The organism is Pseudoalteromonas sp. SG43-1 (assembly GCF_014164415.1).
Taxonomy (GTDB): domain Bacteria; phylum Pseudomonadota; class Gammaproteobacteria; order Enterobacterales; family Alteromonadaceae; genus Pseudoalteromonas; species Pseudoalteromonas distincta.
Map to the genome: position 1 here is coordinate 49,311 of NZ_JACJFD010000009.1, position 24,288 is coordinate 73,598.

Below are 24,288 nucleotides of genomic sequence, written 5' to 3' on the forward strand. Positions count from 1 at the left end.
CGGCGCATTTGTTAATGCGCCGTTTTCATTTGTGTAATAAATTAGCTATAGTTAATTTGCCTAAATTAACGCCACGATGTAGCAAATGCCACCATCTACTAACAATAAAAAAACGAACGTTCATAACTTTAAGTTGACCTTTTGGTTATCGCTTACGCTAACTGTACTAGTTGGTATCGTACTTGATCGTATTAACTACAATCGTATTAAAGATGCCCATCGCCTACAAATTCTTTCTGAAGTAAGTACATATCGAGCTCAATTAGAATCTATTTTAGTTTCTAATATCCAACTAGTTCGAGGCTTAGGTGTTGCCGTAGCAGCGCAGCCTGATTTACAGCAAACACAGTTTGAACAAATTGCCCAACCACTATTTAAAACCTCAAATGAGCTTCGCAATATTGGTGGCGCACCCGATATGGTAATTCGTATGACTTACCCCTTAAAAGGTAATGAAAAAGCACTCGGTTTAAACTTTTTAGAAGAAAAAAACCAACGCGCTGATGCTATTAGAGCTCGTGATACAAATACCATTGTAATGGCTGGCCCATTAAAATTAATCCAAGGTGACATAGCACTTATAGCCCGCGTTCCTGTTTACATACCGCCAGAAAATCGCTTTTGGGGATTACTTTCAGTTGTTCTCAACATTGACAAAGTCTATGAAAATTCAGGTATTTATGAGCTAGAAAAAGAATACAACGTCGCTTTACAAGGCAGGCATGGACTTGGCAGCAAAGGGGAGTTTTTTTACGGTAATCAAAACATAATAGAGCAAGACCCCCTTGAGTTTACGTTAAGCTTTCAAGGTGGCAATTGGCAACTTTACGTAGCACCTAAAATAGGTTGGAGCCCACCAAATTCAGCTGTATGGCCACTTAGGCTATCAATTATAATTATTTGCGGGTTATTAATTTGGGCCTTTTTATTCTTTTTGAAAATGCTTAATCGCCAGCAACAAAACGAAAAAATGCTTGAGGCAATGAGTGATCTAGCCCAAATAGGCGCATGGTCATTTAACTTAGAAACGAAACAAGTGTATTGGTCTGATATGACCAAAAAACTATTTAAATACCCATTAAATAGCCAACCAGAATGGCCTAAAGATTTAAATTACTTTAAAAAAGGCACTAGCAGAGAAACAATTAAACCTTTAATTGAACGAGCCATAAAATATGGTGAAAGCTACGAAGTTGAATTAGAAGTAATGGATGAAGAAGGTGAATCTGTTTGGGTACTCGTACATGGTGAAGCAGAACGAAAAAATGGACGATGCACACGTATTTTTGGCTCATTACAGAATATTGATACCCGTAAAAAAATTGAATTAGAAAATAATAAAACCGCATTACACAACGAAATTTTAGCCTCCCTGACCGTTAATAAATTAATATTAAATGGGCAACTTAGCCAATCAAAAGACATTATTACTAAAGCAATCTGCCAAGCATTTGATATTAAACGTGCCAGTATTTGGTTTTTTAATGAAGACAAATCCCAACTAAGCCCTTTTGCCATACATAGTAAACATTCGTCTAGTGATAAAATTGACTCTATTTGGCTAAGAAAAAATCTTCCCGGCTTTTTTAATGCAATAGATCACCAGCCTGTATTTAATGTGCCTGACGCCCAAGAACACCCAATACTCGAGCCAATTAAAGAACAGTATTTAATGACTCTCGAGATTAAATCAATGCTGTGCGTAATAATTCCTGCGGGAAGTGGCGCTATAGGAGTCGTTTGCGCAGAGCAATGTCAATCAAAACGCCACTGGTCTAAAAACGAAGAAAGCTTTTTAATTGCCGTTGCAGCGTTAATAGGCAGCTTGCACTCAAGCCAACAGCGAATTGAAACCGAACAAAAACTAGTTTCTGCCAAAGAAACCGCCGAACAAGCTGTTAAAGCTAAAAGTGAATTTTTAGCGAGTATGAGCCACGAAATTCGCACCCCAATGAACGGTGTTTTAGGTATGCTTAACATAATTAAGCAAACTCAATTGGACCTACAGCAAAAACATCATATTGAACTTGCTCAATCATCAGCTCAATCTTTGCTTAATATAATTAATGACATATTAGACTTTTCTAAAATTGAAGCCGGTAAGCTCGATATTGAAAACGTGCAATTTAATTTACCTCGGTTATTAGGAGAAGTGGTGGAATCCTTTGCTTTAAAGGTAGAACAAAACAATACAAAACTTATTCTAGATGCTACTCAAATAACTGTTAGCGAGATAATTAGTGACCCTAACCGCTTGCGCCAAATTTTAAATAACTTAATTGGCAACGCGGTTAAATTTACTATTGATGGCGAAGTAGTCATTACCGCCAGAATAGATGAAACAACGGATGGCTCGTTCCTACAGTGTTCGATTATTGATACTGGTATTGGTATTGACCCTAAAAAACAAGCGTCGTTATTTGACTCATTCACACAAGCCGATGCTTCAACAACACGCCAATTTGGGGGCACAGGGCTTGGTCTTGCCATAGTAAAACAATTGTGCGAACTGATGAACGGTGAAGTGAGTGTAAACAGTATGCAAGGTGAAGGAAGTACATTTTCTTTCACAGTACAAATACAACCGCGCTTAAGTAAAGAACAAGATTTACCGAGTCATTTAATTAAAAACAAACATATTTTAATTATTGATGAGTGCTCGTTAAATGCTAACACCGCTAATAAGCAGCTCACTGTTTGGGGTGCAAAAGTTAATTGTATACATAACTATCTTGAGGTTGATGATTACTTAAGTAATGTAACCACCCACCCTGGTGCTATTTTAGTTGATTACTACTTTTTTGAAAAAGCCCCACAAACGCATATCACCGCGCTCAAAAACTTTATAAATATGCATAGTTGCAAGTTAGTTATTATGGCGCCAATGAGTTATTCGTCTGAGGAGTCTAAAGTAGGTATGGAAGTCGACTGTATGATTTTCAAACCTCTCACACCGTCTGATTTGTTTGACTCACTCACAAACGATAAATACATTGAACAACAGCAGCAACAAGCACAGCTTCAAAACAAGCTAACTAAAGCGCCAGTACTGGATTCATCAGAACCACAACTATTGCTTGTTGAAGACAATAAAATAAACCAAGTGGTTGCCTCTGCGCTATTAAAGCAGGCGGGTGTTACTTTTGATATTGCCGAAAATGGCCTTGAGGCAATTGTAAAGCTCAATGCAAAACAAGGTAAACCATATAAGCTAGTTTTAATGGATTGCCAAATGCCCGAAATGGATGGCTACCAAGCCACTAAAGCCATTAGAGAAGGTGATGCAGGTAAAGATAATGAAAATATTACTATTATTGCGCTAACAGCCAATGCCATGCAGGGCGATAAAGAAAAATGCCTAGCCGCAGGCATGAACGACTATTTAAGTAAGCCTCTCGATTTAGCTGCATTACAACCAAAGCTTCAACAATGGCTTGGCATTCAATAAAGGTGTAAGCTAATAAAATACGCTTACTAATTTGAGATTATTTATGCAGTTATCAACAAATCAACAACGTATTCTTGGTTGCCTATTAGAAAAACAAAGCACGACGCCAGAGCATTATCCGCTATCGTTAAACGCTCTCGTGAACGCATGTAACCAAAAGTCTAATCGCGATCCTGTGTTAAGTCTTACAGATGAAGACGTGCAAAACGCACTTGATGAACTAATAGAAATGCGTTTGGTCACAATAGATGAAGGTCTTTCGGGTCGTGTAAATAAATACGATCACCGCTTTTGCAACACTGAATTTAGTAATCTGCAGTTTTCTGCTCAGCAGCGTGCCATTGTTTGTTTATTACTTTTGCGTGGTGCTCAAACCCCTGGTGAATTAAGAACCCGCAGTGCTAGGCTTGCTGATTTTAATAACGCAAATGAAGTAGAGGCAGCGCTCAATAAACTGATTGAAAGCGAGTACGTCACAAAGCTAGAGCGTGAAGCTGGTAAACGTGACAGCCGATATATTCATTTATTTGGCGAACAACAAAATAATCCCGCCGATGCCTTTGTTGCGCTACCAAGCGAAGTAATTAAAGACAAAGAATTAAGCGATTTACTTGAAGAAGTAGAAAAATTAAAAGCAGAGCTTCGCCAAATAAAAGCTCATTTAAAACTTTAATTAACTAAAACTAAATCACATAATAAGTTTATTGCGTATCACATATTAAATTTTATAAGGAGCTGGCAATGCGCGCCGAAATTATGGCTGAAATGAAGGTTCAGCCAACGATTGATGTAAATGCTGAGATAACTCGCCGAGTTAATTTTATTAAAACACGTTTGGTAGCAGCTCACTCCCGCTCATTAGTACTGGGTATTAGCGGTGGTGTTGACTCATCAACCTGCGGCCGCTTATGTCAACTTGCTGTAAACGAGCTAAATAAAGAACACGATACTAACAAGTATCAGTTTATTGCTGTACGTCTACCTTATGGTGTACAAGCTGACGAAGATGAAGCACAAATGGCGGTTGATTTTATTCAACCAAGTAAACGTATGACCGTAAACGTACAACCTGCGGCTGATGCATTGCATGAGCAAGCGCTAGCTGCCGTAGTTGGCTGTGGTGAAGCACTGCCTGAGCAAGCTCAAATAGATTTTATTAAAGGTAATGTCAAAGCGCGTCAACGTATGGTTGCTCAGTACGAAATTGCAGGTTTTTGCCAAGGCTTAGTAGTGGGTACCGATCATAGTGCTGAAAACATTACTGGCTTTTATACTAAATTTGGTGACGGCGCGTGCGATTTAGCCCCTCTGTTTGGTTTATCAAAACGCCAAGTTTGTGCACTTGCTACTGCACTAGGTGCGCCAGCTTTATTGGTAGATAAAGCACCTACAGCTGATTTAGAAAGTGACCGCCCAGGTTTAACAGACGAAGAAGCGCTTGGTTTGAGCTATGAGCAAATTGATGACTTTTTAGAAGGTAAACCAGTGTCTGATGATGTTGAACAAAAGCTTGTAAGCATTTACACGCGTACACAACATAAGCGTCAACCAATTCCGACAATTTACGATTAAGGTTTAGTAGCTAAAATAAAGCAATTAATGCCTTTGAGGATTAATTGCTTTTTTGATCGACAGATTAAGAAGCTGCGTATATTTTTATAAATTAACGCTTTGAATTTTATAATACCAATTGCATTAAATTAGTGAGCTGTTATAGCCCTATGAAATAGCGATAGAACGATAATATTTTTAATTATATTGGTATAACTACCCGCCAAAGAGAACACTGCCTTATATGACATCGCCCATTTTAATTACCGGCGCAGGCCAACGTATTGGTTTAGCACTCGCTCAGCATTATTTAGCCCAAGGGCAGAGTATTATTATCACGTATCGTACTCGTCACGCCGCTGTTGATAAATTAGAGCAACAAGGCGCTGTATGTATTTATGCCGATTTTAGTACCGATGAAGGTATTAGTACATTTATAAATACGCTTAAAGAGCATACAACATCGCTGCGCGCTATTGTTCATAACGCATCAAGCTGGGACTGCGAAGCTAACAACCCTGACTTTGCAGCACTGTTTGATAATATGATGCGGATACATGCCAAAACACCGTATTTAATTAATTTAATGTGCGCAGAGCTGCTTTTAAACTATCAGCAAAAGGAAAAAGTACCTGCCGATATAATACATCTTACTGATTATGTAGTTGAAACAGGCAGCCCTAAACACTTAGCTTATGCAGCAAGTAAAGCAGCACTCGACAACCTAACCAAATCGTTTAGCGCTAAATATGCGCCAAATATAAAAGTGAACTCGGTTGCTCCATCGCTCATTATTTTTAATGAACATGACGATGAGCAATATCGAGCTAAGACCCTTAAAAAATCATTAATGGGCATTGAACCCGGATGCCAAGAAATTATCAATAGCATTGATTTACTATTACAAAGCCACTACATCACAGGGCGCTCTTTGCCTATTGATGGCGGTCGTCATTTAAAGTAAATATAAATAAACTGAGATATTTATGCACAATGAATTAAAAGAAAGTTATGAAAAAATCATCACCGCTGTAGGCGAAGATGCTAACCGCGAAGGCTTACTTGATACGCCAAAACGTGCTGCAAAAGCAATGGAATATTTAACGCAAGGGTATCGTCAAACGCTTGATGAAATAACTAATAAAGCAGTATTTACATCTGACGCTGACGACATGGTGTTAGTACAAGACATAGAACTCTACTCTATGTGTGAGCATCATTTACTGCCTTTTATTGGCCGTTGCCATATTGCTTATATACCAAACGGTAAAGTATTAGGCTTGTCTAAATTTGCACGTATTGTTGATATGTTTTCACGCCGTTTTCAAATTCAAGAACAGTTAACGCATCAAATCGCTAAAGCAGTTGAAGAAGTTACTGGCGCTAAGGGCGTAGGCGTTATTGTTGAGGCAAAACACATGTGTATGATGATGCGTGGTGTAGAAAAGCAAAATTCAAGCATGCGTACATCAGTAATGTTAGGTAACTTTAGAAGCGATCCTAAAACACGTAACGAATTTTTGCAGCTTATAAAAGGTTAACCCTATGGCTAATGCAATTATTAACGTTACTAATTTACGCCTGCGTACGTTTATTGGCTTTAACCCCGATGAGCGTGAAAAAAAGCAAGATGTAGTGATCAATCTAGAGATTCACTACCCTGCTGATGATGCGTGTAAAACGGATGAAGTTGACCAAGCACTTAATTATAAAGTGATCACCAAAGAAGTTATTAGCTTAGTAGAGCAAGGGCACTTTTTACTGCTAGAAAAATTAGTTGCTGAAATTCTTGCCGTTTGTCACGCACACCCAAGCGTTCATTACGCTAAAGCACGTGTTGATAAACCACATGCACTGCGTTTTGCCGACTCAGTGTCGTTAACGCTTGATTGGGCTAAATAAGCACTTAAAAACTTATTTAAAAAAGCTTTTCGAATCCTACGGCAAGGGCGATAACCGCTAAATAGCGAGCGCCTTTGCCTAGTGTTACTAACAATAAAAAGGTACTAAGTCGTACTTTAAATATGCCTCCAATCACCGTTAATGGGTCCCCCACAACCGGTAACCAAGCAAATAACAAACTATACACTCCATATTTATTAAATTGCTTTTGTGCGCTATCAAGCCCTTTTTGCGATACAGGAAACCATTTTTTATCTTTAAAACGCAGTACCTGCGTGCCTAACCAGTAATTAACACAGCTCCCTAACACATTTCCAAGTGTTGCTACGCACCACATAAGCCATAAATTAACTTTATCTTGAGTAATCATTCCCACCATTATCACCTCAGAAGAGCTAGGCAGTAATGTCGCAGATATAAATGCGCTAATAAATAACGTGAGATAAAGCATAATGCCCTTATGGCTAAACGTAAAAACCCAGCCTATAGCTGGGTTTATAATACCAATTTTATTAAAAACATGATCATTCTAGCGTATTAAATAACTCACTAACTACGTTAAAAATTATTTATATAGAACAACTATGTATCATAATTTTAGCCTTGTTATTGAGCTATTTTCTTATCGCTATAATAGGTCACTAATTTAATGCAATTGGTATAAAAATAAACTGTGTGTTTATTTTATCAAATTTAAACTAAACGGGTAATTAAACTCTTTACCTTCATTAGCTTTAATACTTGCCATTACAACCATTACAAACCCAAAAATTGCCACTATAGGTAGTAATATTAAGCCGACTGCTACAAACATCAGCACAAAACAAACTACATATGCAATTGCCATCGTTATTTGAAAGTTAAGCGCCTTTTTACCATGCACATCAACAATTGGCATTTCATCTCTTTTAATTAACCACACAATTAATGGCCCAATTATTGAGCCAAACGGCACAACAAACCCAGCAAGCGCACTTAAATGGCATAACATAGCCCACATGCGCTCATCTTTATTAACTGGTTCAACCTGTTGATTTTCTTCCATAACACGCTCCTTTTTGTTTTATGTATGTTGCCTCTTAACTAAACAAATGTCTACTAATCAACCAACGTATTTACCTTTAAAAATCACAGCGTGAAATCTTGTGATAAAAAAGTGATAAGTTTGTGAGAGTTTCTGGAGACGATTATTTAATACTTAGCTCGAATCATCACTTACAGGAAATAATAATGAAAACTTCTACATTAACAATCGCAATTCTTTTAGCGGCAGCTAGCCAATCGACTATGGCCGCAGAATTAGACCTAAAAGTAACTAACCTAACCAAAGGTATTCACTTTACTCCACTGTTAATTACAGCACACAACAGCGAAGACACACTGTTTGAAGTCGCAACGCAAGCATCTTCAGCACTACAAACAATGGCTGAAGGCGGCAATATTGAAGAGTTAGTTGCACAAGCAACTGCTGCGGGTAGTGATATGGCTGCAAACCCAGCTGAAGGTTTACTTGCACCAGCCGCATCTACAACGGCAACACTAACAACTACCGACGGTAATGAGTACCTATCTTTAACTGCAATGATGCTACCAACTAATGATGGCTTTGTAGGCTTAAACAGTTGGAAAATCCCAACAGAAGCGGGTACTTACACTATTAATTTAAATGCTTACGATGCAGGCACAGAACAAAACAATGAGCTTGTAGTTGAAGGCTCTGGTGCTCCAGGTACTCCAGGTATTCCTGCAGCTCCAGGTGGCGACGCTGGTACTGGCGGTACAGGTGTATTAAGTGGTGATACAAACACTAACATTCATATTCACCCGGGTAGCTTAGGTGATGACGATTTAGAAGCGGGTAATAGCGATTTAAGTAATACAGTACACAGATGGTTAAACCCAGTAGCACAATTAACCGTTACAGTTAAGTAGGAGCATGATTATGTCATCTGCTAACAACCTTAAAAAAAGTCTACTAGTGCTTGCACTTGCAACCACACTTGCAGCGTGTAGCGATAATGATAACGACCCAGTTGTTGAAGAGCCGGTCGTTGTTGAGCCAATTGTTGTAGAACCTGTGATCAGTGAGTTTACTATTACTTTTAGTAACTTAACTGCAGGACAGCCTTTGTCACCACTCTCTGTCATTGCTTTTGAAGATGAAGCACCTTGGACCTTCGGTACAACAGCTTCTGTTGGCTTAGAAATGCTTGCAGAAAGCGGTGCAAATGAAGAATACCTCAGCTACGAAAGTGCACTTGCTGCAGTTTCAGCTGAAGGCGCTATTGGCCCTGGTGAAACCACCACAGTAATCATTACTGTTGAAGAGCAAGAAACGCTTAATTTGTCATTTGCTGCCATGCTTGGGAATACAAATGATGCTTTTACCGGTCTTAGTTCTTTAGATGTATCAACATTAGAAGTTGGCGGCTCGTTATCACGCACTACGACAGCTTATGATGCGGGTACGGAAGCAAATACAGAAACAGCTGAAACTGTGCCAGGTCCTGCCGCTAGCGGTGAAGGGTTTAACGAAATACGTGACGATACAGCCGATATAATAACGATGCATCCAGGCATTGTTTCAAATCAAGATGGATTATCTACATCAGCACTTGGTGTTGAACATAAGTTTGATAACCCAGTATCGAAAATAGTAATTACGCGCACGCAGTAACGTTCCAGCTTGTAATGGGGAAGTAAGGGAGCACGGATGCCCCCTTTTTTACGAGGTTATACATGCGTCACGAAAAAATATTAGTAGTAGAAGATGACAGAGAAATAGGTAAATTAATTATCACGCAGCTAACGTCGCTTAACTTACATGTTGATCATGTTGTGAGCGCAGAACTAGCCTTAAAAAAAATAGCTAAGCATCCCTACGGACTTATTTTACTCGATATAAACTTACCCCAAATGGATGGTTTGAGCTTATGCCGAAAAATAAAAGAGCATTACCCTACTACCTCCGTTATTTTACTCACCGCGCTGAGTAGCGATATGGACAGAGTTATTGGCCTTGAAATGGGCGCCGATGATTATATTTGTAAACCCTTTTTTGCACGCGAATTACAAGCCAGAGTCAAAACCCAATTACGCCACAGATCACAACTACTCGCAGGCCAAAACAACGACAACTCCCCCGTTGATAGCGAACAAACACTAAATGTAGGCTCACTCAATATAGAATTTAGTTCGCACCAAGTGTATTTAGGCAAGCAAGCCCTTAACCTTACCGCCACCGAATTTGATTTACTCGTTTACTTTGCACGCCATCCTAATCATGTTTTTAGCCGTCAGCAGTTACTCGATAAAGTATGGGGTTACCAACACAGTGGTTACGAGCACACGGTTAATTCACATATAAACCGCTTACGTGCCAAGCTAGAAGAACACCAACAAGCGCCTATCATCGAAACAGTTTGGGGGGTTGGTTACAAACTAAACCCTAGCCAACTCAATTAAGACACCTATTATGAAATTATCTTTGTATCAAAAATTAGCTATATCGCTAGTTGTCATTTTTTGTTTTATTTGCGCCCTAGTTTACGGCTGGAGCAAGCAATTAGAACTCACCTCAAAACATCATGCTGAGCAAAATTTACATTTGGCGCTTGCCGAGCATTTAGTACAAGATAACCCATTAATAAAAGAAGGTGTTTACGACTATAAAGCGCTTGAAAACCTCTTTCATACCTTGATGTTATTAGGCCCTGCGTTTGAATTTTATTTTGTAGACGAAACCGGAAAAATTCTTACTTACTCAGCAAAGCCGGGGAAAGTTAAACGCACGCATATTAGTTTAACGCCTTTAAAAAGGCTGATTAACGACCCAAGCGCTGCACCTATTTATGGTGATAACCCTCGTAATAAAGAGCAACAAAAAATATTTTCAGCCGCGCCAGTATTTAATCAAGATAAGCTACAAGGTTATTTATATGTAATTATTGGTGGCGAGGCTTACGACACCTCACTAAGTACTGTAAAAAATAATGATAAGTTATGGCTAGCCGCTTTATGGCTTGGCTCTGCACTCGCATTTTTATTTATTGCGATGCTAATTTTGCTACGCTTTTTTACCAACCCAATTCAGCGCTTAGCACGTGATGTTAGCAATATTGAAGCCGCCAACTACAGCCTTACCGACACCAAGCTAAGTAACTATTCAACGCAAAAAAGTAACGAAGTGCATAGCTTAGGACGAAGTATTCAAGCCATGCTTACCCGTATTAACGAGCAGTTTAAAGCACTTGAACAAGGCGATAAACAACGCAAAGAGTTGCTAACTCATCTATCGCACGACCTACGCACACCACTTGCTTCACTGCAGGGGTTTTTAGAAGTATTAAATCAGTCGGGTGAACAACTAAGTAAACAAGAGCAGCAAGAATACTTACAGGTATCGCTTAATAATTGTGGGCAATTAAAGTTACTCATAGAGCAAATATTTGAGCTTGCTCACTTAGAAAATGGCGAAATAAGTATAAACAAAGAAACCTTTAATTTAGGCGAACTCATTTACGATTGCATGGCAAAATTTAGTTTAGCCGTTGACAAAAAAGGCATTAGTTTGTCGGTAGAACCTGCGATTTGTGATTTTCCTGTGGTTGCCGATATAGCTAAATTAGAGCGCGTGTTAAGTAACTTAATTGATAATGCAATTAGGCATACCCCTCGCGGCGGCAGCATTGCAGTACATGTAAAACGCAGTGACGATAATCAACTATTTGTGCATGTATCAGACACGGGCGTAGGCATAAAAGAAGATGAGCTGAATGCTATTTTTGACCCTCACTACCAAGCAAGTAATTCTAATAAAGAAGGGCGCCAGCAAGGTGGTTTAGGATTGGCTATTTGCAAAGGGTTATTAAAACTAATGGATAGCGAAATTTACGTACAAAGTGAAATTGGTAAAGGCACTATGTTTAGCTTTAATTTGCCACAAAAAAAGGTGCTTTTTTAAAAAGCACCTTATTGAGTTAAATCTATTTAAATATAAATATTCACTACTTTTTAATACCCGCTAAATCAAGCATAAATGCATAGTTTAGCGCGGTATCTTCTAAGCGTTTAAAGCGACCTGATGCACCACCGTGCCCTGCTTCCATATCTATTTTAAACAATAACTTATTGTCATCAGTTTTATAGTCACGCAGCTTAGCAACCCATTTTGCAGGCTCAAAGTATTGAACTTGTGAATCGTGCAAGCCAGTCGTCACTAGCATATTAGGATATGCTTGCTTAGATACTTGGTCGTATGGTGAGTAAGACAGCATGTAATCGTAGTACGCTTTTTCGTTCGGATTACCCCACTCACCGTATTCATTTGTTGTAAGTGGAATACTTGCATCAAGCATAGTGGTTACTACGTCAACAAATGGTACCGCAGCAACCATGCCTTTATAAAGCTCAGGTGCTTGGTTTGCTACTGCGCCCATTAATAAGCCACCAGCACTGCCACCTAACGCAAATATTTCATCTTTTGCGCCATACTTTTGAGAAACCAATGCTTTAGTTACATCAACAAAGTCATTAAACGTATTCTTTTTAGTGAGTAGCTTGCCGTCTTCGTACCAAGGACGACCTAGCATTTGCGAGCCACGTACATGGGCAATTGCAAATACAAAGCCACGGTCAAGTAAACTCAAACGCGTGCTTGAGAAAGTAGGGTCCATGGTTGCGCCATAAGAGCCGTAACCGTATTGCAGTAGCGGGTTAGTACCATCTTTTTTAAACGAGTCTTTACGGTAAACTAAGCTTACCGGTACTTTTATGCCATCACGTGCTGTTACAAAAATACGCTCTGAGGCGTAATTATCAGCATCAAAATCACCTAATACAGCTTGCTGTTTAAGTAGTTTTTTATCGCCAGTCGCTAAATCTACATCGTACGATGAGCTTGGAGTGGTCATGCTTGTGTAGTAAACACGTAACGTGCTGCTATCTATATCGTTATTACCATAAGTACCAATTGTATAAGCGCTATCGTTAAAGCTCAGTGGTAACTCTTTACCTGTTTTTAAATCACGCACAATCAACTTTGATTGGCCCATTGCACGCTCTTGGTAAACTAAGTAGTCATTAAATAAATCAATGCCTTCGAGCTTAATATCATCGCGCGCTGGGATCACACTTTGCCAATTTGCTTTGTCACCAGCTTTATCAATATCCACTTTCATCAGCTGAAAATTTACAGCATCTAAGTTAGTTACAATGTAGTAAGTATTCCCTAGTTTAGATATTTCATATTCAAGCCCTGCTTCGCGCTCAATTAAGCGTTTAGGCATTGCCTTAGCATCATCAGCACTTAGTACCGATACGCCTGATGCAGCTGTGCTGCTGTGCCAAATATAAATTTCTGACTCATCTTTGCTTTTACTGATACCCATGTAATAACTGGTATCAGTTTCTTCGTAAATTAGCTCATCATCAGCTTGTGGTGTACCTAATGTATGACGATAAACCTGATAACCTAATAAAGTTTGTAAATCTTTTTTAATGTAATAAACCGTTTTATTATCGTTTGCCCAAACTATACCGCCGTTGGTGCCCTCAAGTGCATCTTCGAGTAATTTACCGGTTGTTAAATCTTTTATTTTTATACTATAAATACGACGGCTAACAGTATCTTCGCCATAAGCCATTAAATTGCCATTCGGGCTTACATTTAAGCCACTTACTGCATAATAATCATGGCCTTTCGCAAGCTCATTTACATCTAAAATAACTTGCTGATCGGTACCTGCAAAATCGCTGCTGCGTAAGTAAGTAGTGTACTCGTTATCGCCACGTGTTTGCGTTGAGTAAAAATAATCACCGTTTTTAACTGGGACTGAATCATCGTCTTTTTGGATACGCCCTTTTAGCTCTTCAAACAATTCACTTTGCAGCGTTTTGGTATGTGCAAGCATTGCATCTGTGTATGTATTTTCAGCTTCTAAATAGTTAATCACCTCTGGCGCTTTACGTTCGTCATCACGTAACCAATAGTAATTATCTACACGTGTGTCACCATGAATAGTCATCTCATGAGGCACTTTTTTAGCAACTGGGGCAATAGCTTGGGCTACTTGAACCGTTTTAACTTGTGTATTATTTTTTTTGGTTTCTTCAGGGGCTTGATTACAGCCACTTAAAATAGCTAGCGATAATGCAGCAAGTGCGAATGGAGTACGTTTCATCAGTCAAAGTCCTTGTTGTTTTTTGTTTTTTATTTTTTATTAAGTAATTAAATATACCTAAAAATAACCTGTGTTGTGATTTACTTTGTGAAGCTATGTAAAGTAAATCAACGTAATTCCTCTTTTCTTAATAAGCCTACATCAGGTACTCTGTAGATATATAAGTCATTTTCAAGCTCAACTGATTAAGGGTAGGAATGAATAACGAAGTAATAAATATTTTAACTATGGCTAAAGTAATTCAAACAGCTGTTGCCCCAGTATTCTTGATCACGGGTATTGCCGCTACTTTAGGTGTTTTATCTAATCGTTTGGCACGTATTACCGATAGGGCACGTCAGTTAGAACGCAGATTAAAAGTAAGTACTGACGAGGACTTTAATAAATCACTCGCTACAGAGCTGCGCGCTCTTTTAAAGCGTTCTCGATGTATTCATATTGCTTTTAGTTTAAGTGTATTAAGCGCATTACTTGTATGCGCTGTGGTTATGTTGTTATTTTTATCGCACATTCAATCTATAAACTTAGGCGTGACTATTGCTTGTTGTTTTGTAGCAGCAATGGCATTACTCATATGTGCATTTATGTCGTTACTTGGTGAGGTATTCTTAGCAACTAGAAGCATGCGTCGCGGGATGATATTTGCAGATATTGATATAAACGATTAAGTTTTAGTTAAATCTATCGTATTCACTTGAATAAATACGATGTTAGATACAAGATACCGAATTAAGAATTACAATTTTCAACAGGGGCAAACATGAAATTAAAAAAAGTATTAGCAACAATAGCGCTGGCAACGTGTGCATTTAGCGTATCGGCAAATTCTGCATTTAAAGAGCCAAGTGACGCGATTGAATACCGCCAAGCAGCGTTTTCAATGATCTCAGTACAAATTGGTGACATGGGCGCAATGCTAAAAGGTAAAGTACCTTTTGACGCAGAGCAATTTAAAAAGCGTGCTAACAACGCAGCTGCACTTTCAAAAATGCCATGGGAAGCGTTTTACGAAGGAACAGATAAAGGCGACACAGCTGCACTTGCTGCTGTTTGGTCTGAAAACGATACTTTTATGAAAAAAGCAACTGCATTCCAACAATACGCAGATGAGTTAGCAGTAGCGGCTCAATCAGGCGATAAGGCCGTAATTGGTAAAGCTTTTGGTGCATGGGCTAAAGGCTGTAAAGATTGCCATAAGCAATTTAAAGATTAATTATTGTTGTTTTAATACTTAATGTAGTAACAACAAATGATAAAAAGCACTGAATGGTTAATCATTCAGTGCTTTTTTGTACCCGGCATTTAAGCCCGTATGTTATTTATTGAGCTAAACCTTCTGCGGACGACGTTTAAATACAGTCCTAATCCCACCCAAAATGCGTGTAAACACCTTACCAATATCACTTAATATAATGTACAAACATGGCACTAATATAAGTGTTATTAATGTTGCAAACATCACTGCAAAACCAAGCGCTACCGCCATAGGTATTACAAACTTAGCCTGCAAGCTTGTTTCAAACATAATGGGCAATACACCTGCAAATGTAGTAATTGAAGTAAGTAATATAGGTCTGAATCGAGCACAACCGGCATCTATTACAGCATTTTTAATACTAACACCTGTTTTACGGGCTTGATTCACATAATCGGTCATAACGAGTGAGTCGTTTATAACCACCCCTGCTGCTGCAATAATACCAAAGCCAGACATTAAAGTTATATCCAAACCAAACCAGTAATGCCCCCATATTGCTCCCGTTAAGCTAAATGGAATCACCGACATAACAATAAGTGGTTGCGCATAACTCTTAAGGGGTACGGCTAATAAAATATACACCAAAATCATACCGCCGAAGAAAAACATCTTCTGCTGATTAGCCTGATCCTGCTGCTCTTCAATGGCGCCACCTAGTTCTGACTTAACACTTGGGTATTCTTCTTTAAGTTGTGGTAGTAGCTTTTCTTTAATTTGATCTACAACTTCGTTTGGCTCAATCACTTCTTCATCTATGTTTCCATAAACATACACAGTACGATATCCCCCTTCACGGCGGATATAACTAATACCTGGTGTTTCAGTAAGTTCAACTACATCACCAAGCAGTACTTCACGGCCCTGCGGGGTAGTAACAACCGCATGCTTAAGTGACGAAAATGCCTCTCGAGTCAGTTTAGGGTAACGCACCATTACACGTACTTCCTCGCCTCGGCGAATAACACGTTGAGCCTCACCACCGTAAAAGCTTGCCCCAACTTGATTTGCAATAGAAGCTAAGTCTAAATCTAAATCGTAAGCGACCGGTTTTAGGCTCATTTGCACTTCTTTACTTGCAGGATCTATTGTTGAGCTAATATCAAACAAACCTTCTTGCTGTTGCAGCAACTCTATAAAACGACGTCCTGCATTATTTAATGTATCAATATCAGAGCCATATAATAAATAACCAAATTCGCCGTCACTGCTCCCTCCATTTACATCATCATAAATGGTTAATGATTTAACACCGGCAATATCGGGCATCGCCTCGCGCCAACGTCGTGATAATTCAAACGCGTTATAAGGCCTTATACTTTCATCAACAAGGGGAACAAGCACTTGTGCTTCAGTTCGCCCTTGGTTAAATACTAAAATATCTCTTATGAGTTTTTGACCATATTTGCGTTCGGTATCTTCATCAATCGCAATCACCATCGCTTCTATTTCACGAATAGCATTTATTGTTTGTATGTCTGATACATTGTCATTCATTTCTAGATTTATTTGCGGGTAGTCATGCGGGATCTTTGGCATAAACCCGGTACGAACTTGATTTGATGAGATTAAAGCAAAGGTTACGATTAATAGAGCAATAAATGAAAATAGCACTGACCAACGCCATTCAACACAACGTATAACAAAGCGTTTATATGGGCCATTTACAAAACCAAAAAATCGCGTATTAAACCGATCTCGCCAGCCCCCCTCTTTTATTGGTGAAAAATGAGTGTGAGCAATATGGGCAGGCAATATCAACTTTGATTCAATCAAACTAAATACCAAGCACAGCATTACCACCACAGCTATACCATAAAAGAAGGCACTTTCTGGGCCTGTAGATAACGTAAATGGAGCAAATACTGCAATGGTAGTTAGTACACCAAAAGTTGCAGGGGTTGCTACGCGTTTTGCGCCATTAACCACATTAACAACACCGCCGCCTTTTTTCTCTATTTCGGTGTAGGCACTTTCGCCTATGACAATGGCATCGTCCACCACAATCCCTAGCACCATAATAAAAGCAAAAAGTGATAAAATATTAATGGTTACACCAAACAGTGGCATCATCATCATTGCGCCCAAAAAGCACACTGGTAAACCAATCATTACCCATAATGCCAACTTAAAGCGTAAAAAGATTGATAGCATAATTGCAACCAAAACAGCACCCTGAATAAGGTTTGTAACCATCATGTCTAAGCGAGCATTTAAGTAGTACGTCATATCCATTAATGGCTCTAAGCGAACCCCCAGTGGTAGCTCTTTATTTTTTAATTCTATAAATGCTTTTACTGAATCAGCAACTGGGATAATACTTTGCTCTTCGGTCGCTTTCACCGATATATAAACCGCATTTTCACCATTGAATTTAAAGTAACGCTCACCTTCAGTGAACTGATCTTTAATCACGGCAATATCTTGCAGTAACACTTTAGCGCCATTAGCCCCTATTTTTACCGGTATTTGCCTAAATTCTTCACCAGAGTAAAACTGATTTTCGACGCGAACAGAAATAACACCTGCGTCTGTTTTTAGCTGCCCCGCCGAAAAGTTAGCTGAGTAACGACGCACTGCATTCATTACATCACTAAGGGTTAGGTTATATTGACGCAGCGTATCGGGTTCGATTTCAATTGCTATTTCATCAAGAGGAACATCGTTTACCACTAACGACACGTTAGATAGCTGTAGTAACTCATCCTCTATTTGGTTTGCTATAGGCTTAAGCTCAGTAAGCGGCAAGTCAGCAACGAGCGTCATACCTATAACATCTTGCCTAAACTCAACCTGACTTATGGTGACCGGTTCCATACCGGCAGGAAACGTTGCTATACCATCAACCCGTAACTTAACTTTATCGAGTATATCGGTCAGCTCTACATCAGTATTAATTTCAAGACTTGCTCTACCGCCATTTCTAAATGCCCTGTACACACCTTTTTTAATTTCGGTCACATCTTTTAGCGACTCTTCAATTTTTATAAGTATGCTTTCTTCTATTTCCTGAGGAGAGGCACCGGGGTAATTAGCCTCAATATTAATGTAGTTAATCTCTACATTAGGAAACATTTGGCGTTGGATATTTAGAAAGCTAATAATTCCCATCACCACAATAAAAATCATCATTAGGTTGGCAGCAACGGAGTTATTAGCGAAGTAAGCAATAATACCGGTTTGTTTTTCAGCGTTAGGCGCTGTATTTGGTAGTTCAGTGTTACTCATAACTCAGCCTACCTTTATAATTTTTCAGTGGAAGCATTTTCAAGTGCCTCTGTATTTTTAGTATTTTGAAGGCCCGCAATTTTTACAGCCATGCCTTTTTGCGGATATTCTGGCAAAGTAATCACCAACTTATCATCTGCTTGCAAACCATCACTGATGTAAAAGTACTCACCCTCTTCACGAATAACTGTGACTTTGCGCGGCTCAAGTTGCTGCTCTTCATTAACGATCCATACGGTTTTGTTATTAACTAACTCTTGCGGTAAGCGGTAAATATTATTGAGCATTGCACCTGCAAAATTTACCTGTACGTAGCTACCAAACTTAATGGCTGGTTGTATACTCTTAAGACCGTATGGGTCTTCTATACGCACTACTAAACTGCTCATACGCGTAGCGTTATCAACAATCCCTAGATCGCGGTCAATTACACCTTCACGGGTGAAGCTGTTTAGGCCTTTTTGAATAATCGTTGCGGTAATACCTTTAATACGCTCTGGCAAAAAAACGCTATCGAACCCTGCTATAGGAATAATCACTTCAGCGGTCTCAATATTATTGAGTTCAGCAACTTGCGAACCCATAGTGACAAATTGTCCAACACCTATATTTCGACTAATAACCAATGCGTCGTAAGGGGCTGTAACATCACAATTATCCAAATCACGTTGCGCGCGCTTTAATGCAGCTTGCGCCGACTTAACAGATGCTTGTGCACTGAGCACTTGAGGTTTACGTAAAAATAAATCTGTGCGCGCTTTACTTGGAAAGCGCTTGGCTTCGTCTTCGGCTACTTGAGCTTGAGCTTGTTCCTCTATTAAACCCGCTTGTGCGCGAGCAAGCTCGGCCTCTGCAACAAGTACTGCTGCTTCATAGTTGTCTTTTTCGATAGTGAATAAGGTTTCACCGCGAGCAACTATGCCACCGGCTACAAAATTAGGATGCCAACTTAACACCTCGCCCGACACCTGCGCCGAGAGCAGTGTATTTTCAAGAGGCTTTACTTCACCGTAGCTATTAATAATAACTTGGTGATCGTTTGCAATCACTGGCTCAACTTGCACTGTTGGACGAGTATCAATTACTTCTTTTTTTTCTGGATCTTTTGCAATGGCATTGATTCCCATAAAGCCAACAACACCAACAATGAGCGCTACAAATGGAAAAACCCATCTAAGTGAATTTGTTTGCATATCCTATTATCCCCAAAATTCTATTAACGCCATAATACCAGAGCCATATGAAACATTAAGGTGACATTTGTAAGCAACTGTTGCAAATACATATAAACCGCTGCTATTTAGGGCTATAGAATATAACTTCACATGCAGCTCACCTCATTCGTTATATTTTGTTACAAACTTTTATTCATTAATATCAGTTTATTAGCGTTAAACACTTAAATTTCATCGCGAAGATGTGCGAAATTAAATTAATTTACGTACAGTCCAATTAAATTAACAAATATTAAAAGTCTCAAAATGAAATTAACGACCATCACCCTTGCGCTTAGCTTAGCGTTTGGCAGCCATGCATTTGCAGCCGATAAAAAAGACGAAAAAGAGTCAAAAACACTTAGCGAAATGATCAAAGGACAAACCGAATTTGCCGGTATATTTAGCCTTTATCAAGACGAAAAAACCGGTAAGCACCTTATGGTGATTAACGAATCCCAACTCAATACGCCGTTTGTGTATTTTGCGCACACTGTCGATGGCGTTACAGATGCAGGCCATTATCGTGGTTCGTACCGCGAAACTAAATTAATTGAATTTAGAAAATACTTTGACCGTATCGATATTATTAGCAAAACACCTCGCTACAAATTTGACGAAAGCAGTGCAATTTCAAAAGCGAGTGATGCCAATATTAGTGAAGCGGTACTTGCGAGCATTAAAATAGAAAAAGAAGAAGACGGTAAAATAGCATTTAATGTAAATAAGTTATTTTTAAGCGAAGCACTTCATAAAGTATCACCTACGCCAAATCCAGCAGATAAAAACGCTAAAAAACGCTTTAAAGTAGGTAAACTAGACGATAAAAAATCACGCATTATTAAACAGCGTCCATATCCTAATAACTTAGACGTAGTTGTTGATTACGTATTTACTAACCCAAGCCCAACGGTACGTGGCTCAAATGCAGTAAGCGACCCGCGTAGCGTATCGGTAAAAGTTCAGCACTCGTTTGTCGCTCTACCTAGCAATAACTACGCACCACGTATGGATGATGCGCGCATTGGTTATTTTACAAATCAATTTGATCAAATGACATCTACCGATTGGGCACCTTATCAAGATGTTATAAAACGCTGGGACTTACAAAAGAAAGACCCAAGTGCAGCGCTTTCAGAGCCAGTAAAACCAATTACTTGGTGGATAGAAAACACCACACCCATTGAATGGCGCGATACTATTCGTGACGCTGTTTTAACGTGGAATACCTCTTTTGAAAAAGCCGGCTTTAAAAATGCCTTAGAGGTAAAAGTACAACCAGACGATGCAGACTGGGATGCGGGCGATATCAATTACAACGTACTGCGTTGGACTTCGTCACCTAAGCCTCCATTTGGCGGATACGGGCCAGCACTTGCTAACCCATTAACAGGCGAAATACTGGGCTCAGACATTATGCTTGAGTTTGTATTTATGAAAAACCGCTGGATTTACGACACACTTTTCACACAAGGAACAATGAGCCACGGTGAAACAACAAATACCGGCGAGCTAAATTGCTCTCTTGGGCATGAGATTCAACAAAATCTAATGCTTGCCAAAGGCCTTGCTAGCGGCGACAAAATTGAAGATAAAGAAATGCTTCGCCAAGGTCTAACGCAATTGGTACTTCACGAAGTTGGCCATACTTTAGGTCTTAACCATAATATGAAATCATCAATTTTGTGGGATGAAAAAGAAGTACACGATAAAAACAAAACACAAGGCATAGTAACCGGTTCTGTTATGGATTATGCACCCGCTAACATTGCCCCAATTGGTATGCAGCAAGGTGATATTTTTCAAACAAAACCTGGTCCTTACGATGATTGGGCAATTAACTATGGCTACAGCGTAGCGCTTGCAGATGAAGCTGCTGAGCAAGCTCGACTTGAAAAAATACTTGCTCGTTCAAGTGAACATGCCCTTGCCTTTGGTAACGATGCAGACGATATGCGCGCACCAGGTCGCCATATCGATCCACGTGTAATGATTGGTGATTTGTCGTCCAACCCTGCTGCCTATGGCGCAGATCGTATGGCACTAATTAATAAACTATTTACTGAGCTAAAAGATAAAGCAACGGTTAAAGGTGAGTCTTACCAACAGCTTGTTACCTCTGCTAATAGCTTATTTGGTCAGTACCGAGCTCAAGCAGGTGTGGTTTCTCGCCAGATTGGTGGCGTATACGTTGAGCGCGCTGTAGTGGGTGATACAAATGCAGATAAACCATTTACACCGGTATCGCTTGAGCGTCAAACACAAGCAATGGATATACTAGCCAAGTTTGTATTTGCACCAGATGTACTACAAAACATGCAACCTCTTTATAGCTACTTACAGCTGCAACGTCGTGGCTTTAATCACTATGGCAAAAATGAAGACCCTAAAGCACACCAAATGATTTTAGGAATGCAAAAGTCTGTACTTGCACAGCTATTACACCCAGCGGTATTACTGCGTATTTCTGATACTGCTTTGTACGGTAACGAATATAGCCTAACTCAGTTTATGGAAGATTTAACCGCCAGCATTTTCGTGAAAAACAAAGACGCAAACTCTATTAGTCACAATTTACAAATTGAGTATGTTAACCAGTTAATTGCAATTGCAGGTCTTGGCAAAGCAAGCAAATACGATAACTTAGCTAAAACAGCAGCGTTATATCAGCTAACTCAAATAGCCGATACCAGTGTTGCTTGGGGTGCAGATACAGCAACTAAAGCGCATAAGAAATATATTGATCGCTTAATTGCAAAAGCGCTAGAAGCATAAAACCTCTATTAATTGAGTAAACCAAGGCCACAATTTACGTGGCCTTTTTTATAACTTAATTCACAGTTTAAATATAAATAGTGCCTTTTAAATACCTTACAGCATGCCCGGTCAAAGTGACGGTTGTATCATCCACTTTGCAAATTAAATGCCCGCCTCTGCTTGAAGCCTGATAAGCACTTAACGTAGTTTTATCCAATTGCTGCGCCCAGTAAGGTGCCAAGCCAGTATGAATTGAGCCCGTTACATAATCTTCATCGCCACCGCTTGCAGGCCAAAAATAACGAGATATAAAATCGTAATCATCACTAGGTGCTGTAGCCACTACATCTAGTGGATAAAGCGCTTTTAAAAGCTCGGAGTTAGTTTTTAATTCAAGTATTTGATCGGCATTTTCATAAATAGCAAAGTAAGCTTGGCGATTTTTAAGCACTTTAATCGGTTGTATAGACAAGCCATCAAGCAATTGCTGCGGTACATTTTGTACCTCAATCGGTGCTTGTTTAGGAAAGGTCATTGCAAAGCTGCCATCAGCGTTTCTATTAACGATTAGCTCGCCCACCGCATCAGCAACAAAGCGAATTTTCGATATATTATGCTCTTCACATAAAACATAGGCAGCCGCAAGTGTGGCGTGACCACAAAAGTTGATTTCCATCAACGGCGAAAACCAGCGAATAACAAAGCTTCCATCGTCTTGCAGGCAGGTAAAAGCAGTTTCAGATACGTTATTCTCAGCGCCAATCTTTAGCATTAAATCGTCACTTAACCACGATTCTAGTGGGATCACTGCCGCATAGTTACCTTTAAATAACTCATTCGTAAACGCATCAATTTGATGAATAGCTAATTGCATTGTTTAAACTTTGTAATGATTAATAGCTTAAAACTGCCATACCTAAACTAAATTAGCACTTTTATTTTTGCTTTAAGCCATTACAGGTCGCATTCTATAGTATTGCATACAACCAAATTGCACAGCATTGGTAAGCAATAGCATAATAAACATAAGTAAGTGCGCCGTGCTTGGAGCAACTGTCGTAAGCTCAACAACTAAGCCGCAAATACCAGCAATAAACTGCAAGCTAAAGTAGCGCGCGCTTAAATTACTCACATTACCCGTACGCAATGTTTTATAAGTTTGCGGCATAACACGTACCGAACTCATCACAAGACCAACATACGTTAAAGCGCTTAATACCGTTGCAGTATCAAGGCTTGAATTTAAAAGCAGTGAAAAAGGCAGTAACGAAAAACCTAGCATAGTAACCAGCTGTACACGTTCTCGTTTAGCTGCATTGAAACGTGCAAAAAAATATAAAATAAGCCCGCTTAACGCACCGGTTACAATAAATGGTAACGCAATATAATAGCGCTCAAAGAAAATATTGTAGGTTATAAAATAAAGGCTTTGTGCTAATCCAAACGTCATCATTAATAGTGACAAACCAGAGACACTACGATTTTTTCGAATTTTGTTTAGTAATGGTAAAAAACTAAAAACCAAAATAAAAGAAGACAATATAGGCAAATAATGCGCCAAAGCAACCTCGCTCGTTATATAAATGTTAATTAAAAACAGAAATAAAAACATTTAATAAACATCTGTTTTTAAAAGGCTTTTACTATGAGCGCGGCATTGTAGAGCCGCGTAAATTTAACTCAACTAAATAAGATATTCTTATTTTAGGTACTGGAAAGCTAGGTATACAAAAACCGTAGAATTAAGTTCAC

The 24,288-nt window shown here is 39.2% G+C and carries 20 protein-coding genes; 13 read left to right on the forward strand and 7 right to left on the reverse strand.

The window, feature by feature from the left end:
* Positions 1–85: 85 nt before the first annotated feature.
* The 6 genes from H5159_RS08720 to folX all read left to right on the forward strand — a co-directional run bounded on the left by H5159_RS08720 (position 86) and on the right by folX (position 6,901).
* A complete protein-coding gene (locus H5159_RS08720) occupies positions 86–3,448 on the forward strand; it encodes an ATP-binding protein (protein WP_182780147.1) in 3,363 nt (1,120 codons plus the stop codon).
* 43 nt (positions 3,449–3,491) lie between these two features.
* A complete protein-coding gene (locus tag H5159_RS08725; RefSeq protein ID WP_182721014.1) occupies positions 3,492–4,121 on the forward strand; it encodes a YceH family protein in 630 nt (209 codons plus the stop codon).
* Positions 4,122–4,189: 68 nt separating this feature from the next.
* Positions 4,190–5,020 (forward strand): ammonia-dependent NAD(+) synthetase, encoded by an 831-nt coding sequence (gene nadE, locus H5159_RS08730; RefSeq protein WP_182780148.1) that lies wholly within the window; start codon positions 4,190–4,192, stop codon positions 5,018–5,020.
* Positions 5,021–5,243: 223 nt separating this feature from the next.
* Positions 5,244–5,963: a dihydromonapterin reductase gene (folM, locus tag H5159_RS08735; RefSeq protein ID WP_182780149.1), complete on the forward strand. Its 720-nt coding sequence runs from the start codon at positions 5,244–5,246 to the stop codon at positions 5,961–5,963.
* Between the two features lie 22 nt (positions 5,964–5,985).
* A complete protein-coding gene (folE, locus tag H5159_RS08740) occupies positions 5,986–6,540 on the forward strand; it encodes a GTP cyclohydrolase I FolE (protein WP_002962341.1) in 555 nt (184 codons plus the stop codon).
* 4 nt (positions 6,541–6,544) lie between these two features.
* Positions 6,545–6,901, forward strand: a complete 357-nt coding sequence (folX, locus tag H5159_RS08745) for a dihydroneopterin triphosphate 2'-epimerase (RefSeq protein ID WP_002962340.1) — start codon at positions 6,545–6,547, stop codon at positions 6,899–6,901.
* A 16-nt stretch (positions 6,902–6,917) separates the two neighbouring features.
* Here the strand turns inward: folX and H5159_RS08750 are convergent, their stop codons facing one another.
* Together H5159_RS08750 and H5159_RS08755 are read right to left on the reverse strand one after the other, a co-directional pair.
* Complete coding sequence (locus H5159_RS08750) at positions 6,918–7,352, reverse strand: YqaA family protein (RefSeq protein ID WP_024595772.1); 435 nt, start codon at positions 7,350–7,352, stop codon at positions 6,918–6,920.
* Between the two features lie 228 nt (positions 7,353–7,580).
* Complete coding sequence (locus H5159_RS08755) at positions 7,581–7,946, reverse strand: DUF4870 domain-containing protein (RefSeq protein WP_182780150.1); 366 nt, start codon at positions 7,944–7,946, stop codon at positions 7,581–7,583.
* Between the two features lie 185 nt (positions 7,947–8,131).
* On the opposite strand from H5159_RS08755, the gene H5159_RS08760 reads away from it, so the two are divergent.
* The 4 genes from H5159_RS08760 to H5159_RS08775 all read left to right on the forward strand — a co-directional run bounded on the left by H5159_RS08760 (position 8,132) and on the right by H5159_RS08775 (position 11,864).
* Positions 8,132–8,833 carry a spondin domain-containing protein gene (locus H5159_RS08760; protein WP_182780151.1) on the forward strand — a complete coding sequence of 234 codons (702 nt, stop codon included), beginning with the start codon at positions 8,132–8,134 and terminating at the stop codon, positions 8,831–8,833.
* 10 nt (positions 8,834–8,843) lie between these two features.
* A complete protein-coding gene (locus H5159_RS08765) occupies positions 8,844–9,578 on the forward strand; it encodes a spondin domain-containing protein (RefSeq protein WP_024607274.1) in 735 nt (244 codons plus the stop codon).
* A 62-nt stretch (positions 9,579–9,640) separates the two neighbouring features.
* The gene (locus H5159_RS08770; RefSeq protein ID WP_182780152.1) at positions 9,641–10,366 is read left to right on the forward strand and encodes a response regulator transcription factor; all 726 of its coding nucleotides are present in this window, start codon (positions 9,641–9,643) and stop codon (positions 10,364–10,366) included.
* A 10-nt stretch (positions 10,367–10,376) separates the two neighbouring features.
* Positions 10,377–11,864: a cell wall metabolism sensor histidine kinase WalK gene (locus H5159_RS08775; RefSeq protein WP_182780153.1), complete on the forward strand. Its 1,488-nt coding sequence runs from the start codon at positions 10,377–10,379 to the stop codon at positions 11,862–11,864.
* Positions 11,865–11,907: 43 nt separating this feature from the next.
* Here H5159_RS08775 and H5159_RS08780 read toward each other — a convergent pair whose 3' ends face one another.
* On the reverse strand, positions 11,908–14,082 hold the full coding sequence (locus tag H5159_RS08780; protein ID WP_182780154.1) for a S9 family peptidase: 2,175 nt from the start codon (positions 14,080–14,082) through the stop codon (positions 11,908–11,910).
* A gap of 197 nt (positions 14,083–14,279) precedes the next feature.
* Here H5159_RS08780 and H5159_RS08785 point away from each other — a divergent pair, with 197 nt between their 5' ends.
* Together H5159_RS08785 and H5159_RS08790 are read left to right on the forward strand one after the other, a co-directional pair.
* A complete protein-coding gene (locus H5159_RS08785) occupies positions 14,280–14,750 on the forward strand; it encodes a DUF2721 domain-containing protein (protein ID WP_007377300.1) in 471 nt (156 codons plus the stop codon).
* Positions 14,751–14,842: 92 nt separating this feature from the next.
* Positions 14,843–15,295: a cytochrome c gene (locus tag H5159_RS08790; protein WP_024595584.1), complete on the forward strand. Its 453-nt coding sequence runs from the start codon at positions 14,843–14,845 to the stop codon at positions 15,293–15,295.
* Between the two features lie 114 nt (positions 15,296–15,409).
* Here the strand turns inward: H5159_RS08790 and H5159_RS08795 are convergent, their stop codons facing one another.
* Together H5159_RS08795 and H5159_RS08800 are read right to left on the reverse strand one after the other, a co-directional pair.
* Entirely contained in the window at positions 15,410–18,565 is a 3,156-nt protein-coding gene (locus H5159_RS08795; RefSeq protein WP_182696054.1) for an efflux RND transporter permease subunit, read from the reverse strand.
* Positions 18,566–18,579: 14 nt separating this feature from the next.
* Positions 18,580–19,758: an efflux RND transporter periplasmic adaptor subunit gene (locus tag H5159_RS08800; RefSeq protein WP_182780155.1), complete on the reverse strand. Its 1,179-nt coding sequence runs from the start codon at positions 19,756–19,758 to the stop codon at positions 18,580–18,582.
* 288 nt (positions 19,759–20,046) lie between these two features.
* Between H5159_RS08800 and H5159_RS08805 the strand changes: the two genes are divergently transcribed.
* Positions 20,047–22,554, forward strand: a complete 2,508-nt coding sequence (locus H5159_RS08805) for a zinc-dependent metalloprotease (protein ID WP_182780156.1) — start codon at positions 20,047–20,049, stop codon at positions 22,552–22,554.
* A gap of 67 nt (positions 22,555–22,621) precedes the next feature.
* Here H5159_RS08805 and H5159_RS08810 read toward each other — a convergent pair whose 3' ends face one another.
* Both H5159_RS08810 and H5159_RS08815 read right to left on the reverse strand, forming a co-directional pair.
* A complete protein-coding gene (locus tag H5159_RS08810; RefSeq protein WP_182696057.1) occupies positions 22,622–23,410 on the reverse strand; it encodes a PhzF family phenazine biosynthesis protein in 789 nt (262 codons plus the stop codon).
* A 72-nt stretch (positions 23,411–23,482) separates the two neighbouring features.
* Complete coding sequence (locus H5159_RS08815) at positions 23,483–24,097, reverse strand: PQ-loop repeat-containing protein (RefSeq protein WP_033013459.1); 615 nt, start codon at positions 24,095–24,097, stop codon at positions 23,483–23,485.
* Between the last annotated feature and the right edge of the window lie 191 nt (positions 24,098–24,288).

What these genes read in the sequence shown, in the direction of transcription:
- H5159_RS08725 (WP_182721014.1), top strand. Translation starts at nt 3,492, where the DNA reads ATGCAGTTATCAACAAATCAACAACGTATTCTTGGTTGCCTATTAGAA.
- H5159_RS08760 (WP_182780151.1), top strand. Translation starts at nt 8,132, where the DNA reads ATGAAAACTTCTACATTAACAATCGCAATTCTTTTAGCGGCAGCTAGC.
- H5159_RS08805 (WP_182780156.1), top strand. Translation starts at nt 20,047, where the DNA reads ATGAAATTAACGACCATCACCCTTGCGCTTAGCTTAGCGTTTGGCAGC.
- nadE (WP_182780148.1), top strand. Translation starts at nt 4,190, where the DNA reads ATGCGCGCCGAAATTATGGCTGAAATGAAGGTTCAGCCAACGATTGAT.
- H5159_RS08720 (WP_182780147.1), top strand. Translation starts at nt 86, where the DNA reads ATGCCACCATCTACTAACAATAAAAAAACGAACGTTCATAACTTTAAG.
- H5159_RS08750 (WP_024595772.1), bottom strand. Translation starts at nt 7,352, where the DNA reads ATGCTTTATCTCACGTTATTTATTAGCGCATTTATATCTGCGACATTA.
- H5159_RS08785 (WP_007377300.1), top strand. Translation starts at nt 14,280, where the DNA reads ATGAATAACGAAGTAATAAATATTTTAACTATGGCTAAAGTAATTCAA.
- folE (WP_002962341.1), top strand. Translation starts at nt 5,986, where the DNA reads ATGCACAATGAATTAAAAGAAAGTTATGAAAAAATCATCACCGCTGTA.
- H5159_RS08765 (WP_024607274.1), top strand. Translation starts at nt 8,844, where the DNA reads ATGTCATCTGCTAACAACCTTAAAAAAAGTCTACTAGTGCTTGCACTT.
- H5159_RS08755 (WP_182780150.1), bottom strand. Translation starts at nt 7,946, where the DNA reads ATGGAAGAAAATCAACAGGTTGAACCAGTTAATAAAGATGAGCGCATG.
- H5159_RS08770 (WP_182780152.1), top strand. Translation starts at nt 9,641, where the DNA reads ATGCGTCACGAAAAAATATTAGTAGTAGAAGATGACAGAGAAATAGGT.
- folX (WP_002962340.1), top strand. Translation starts at nt 6,545, where the DNA reads ATGGCTAATGCAATTATTAACGTTACTAATTTACGCCTGCGTACGTTT.
- H5159_RS08780 (WP_182780154.1), bottom strand. Translation starts at nt 14,082, where the DNA reads ATGAAACGTACTCCATTCGCACTTGCTGCATTATCGCTAGCTATTTTA.
- H5159_RS08790 (WP_024595584.1), top strand. Translation starts at nt 14,843, where the DNA reads ATGAAATTAAAAAAAGTATTAGCAACAATAGCGCTGGCAACGTGTGCA.
- H5159_RS08795 (WP_182696054.1), bottom strand. Translation starts at nt 18,565, where the DNA reads ATGAGTAACACTGAACTACCAAATACAGCGCCTAACGCTGAAAAACAA.
- H5159_RS08810 (WP_182696057.1), bottom strand. Translation starts at nt 23,410, where the DNA reads ATGCAATTAGCTATTCATCAAATTGATGCGTTTACGAATGAGTTATTT.
- H5159_RS08775 (WP_182780153.1), top strand. Translation starts at nt 10,377, where the DNA reads ATGAAATTATCTTTGTATCAAAAATTAGCTATATCGCTAGTTGTCATT.
- H5159_RS08800 (WP_182780155.1), bottom strand. Translation starts at nt 19,758, where the DNA reads ATGCAAACAAATTCACTTAGATGGGTTTTTCCATTTGTAGCGCTCATT.
- folM (WP_182780149.1), top strand. Translation starts at nt 5,244, where the DNA reads ATGACATCGCCCATTTTAATTACCGGCGCAGGCCAACGTATTGGTTTA.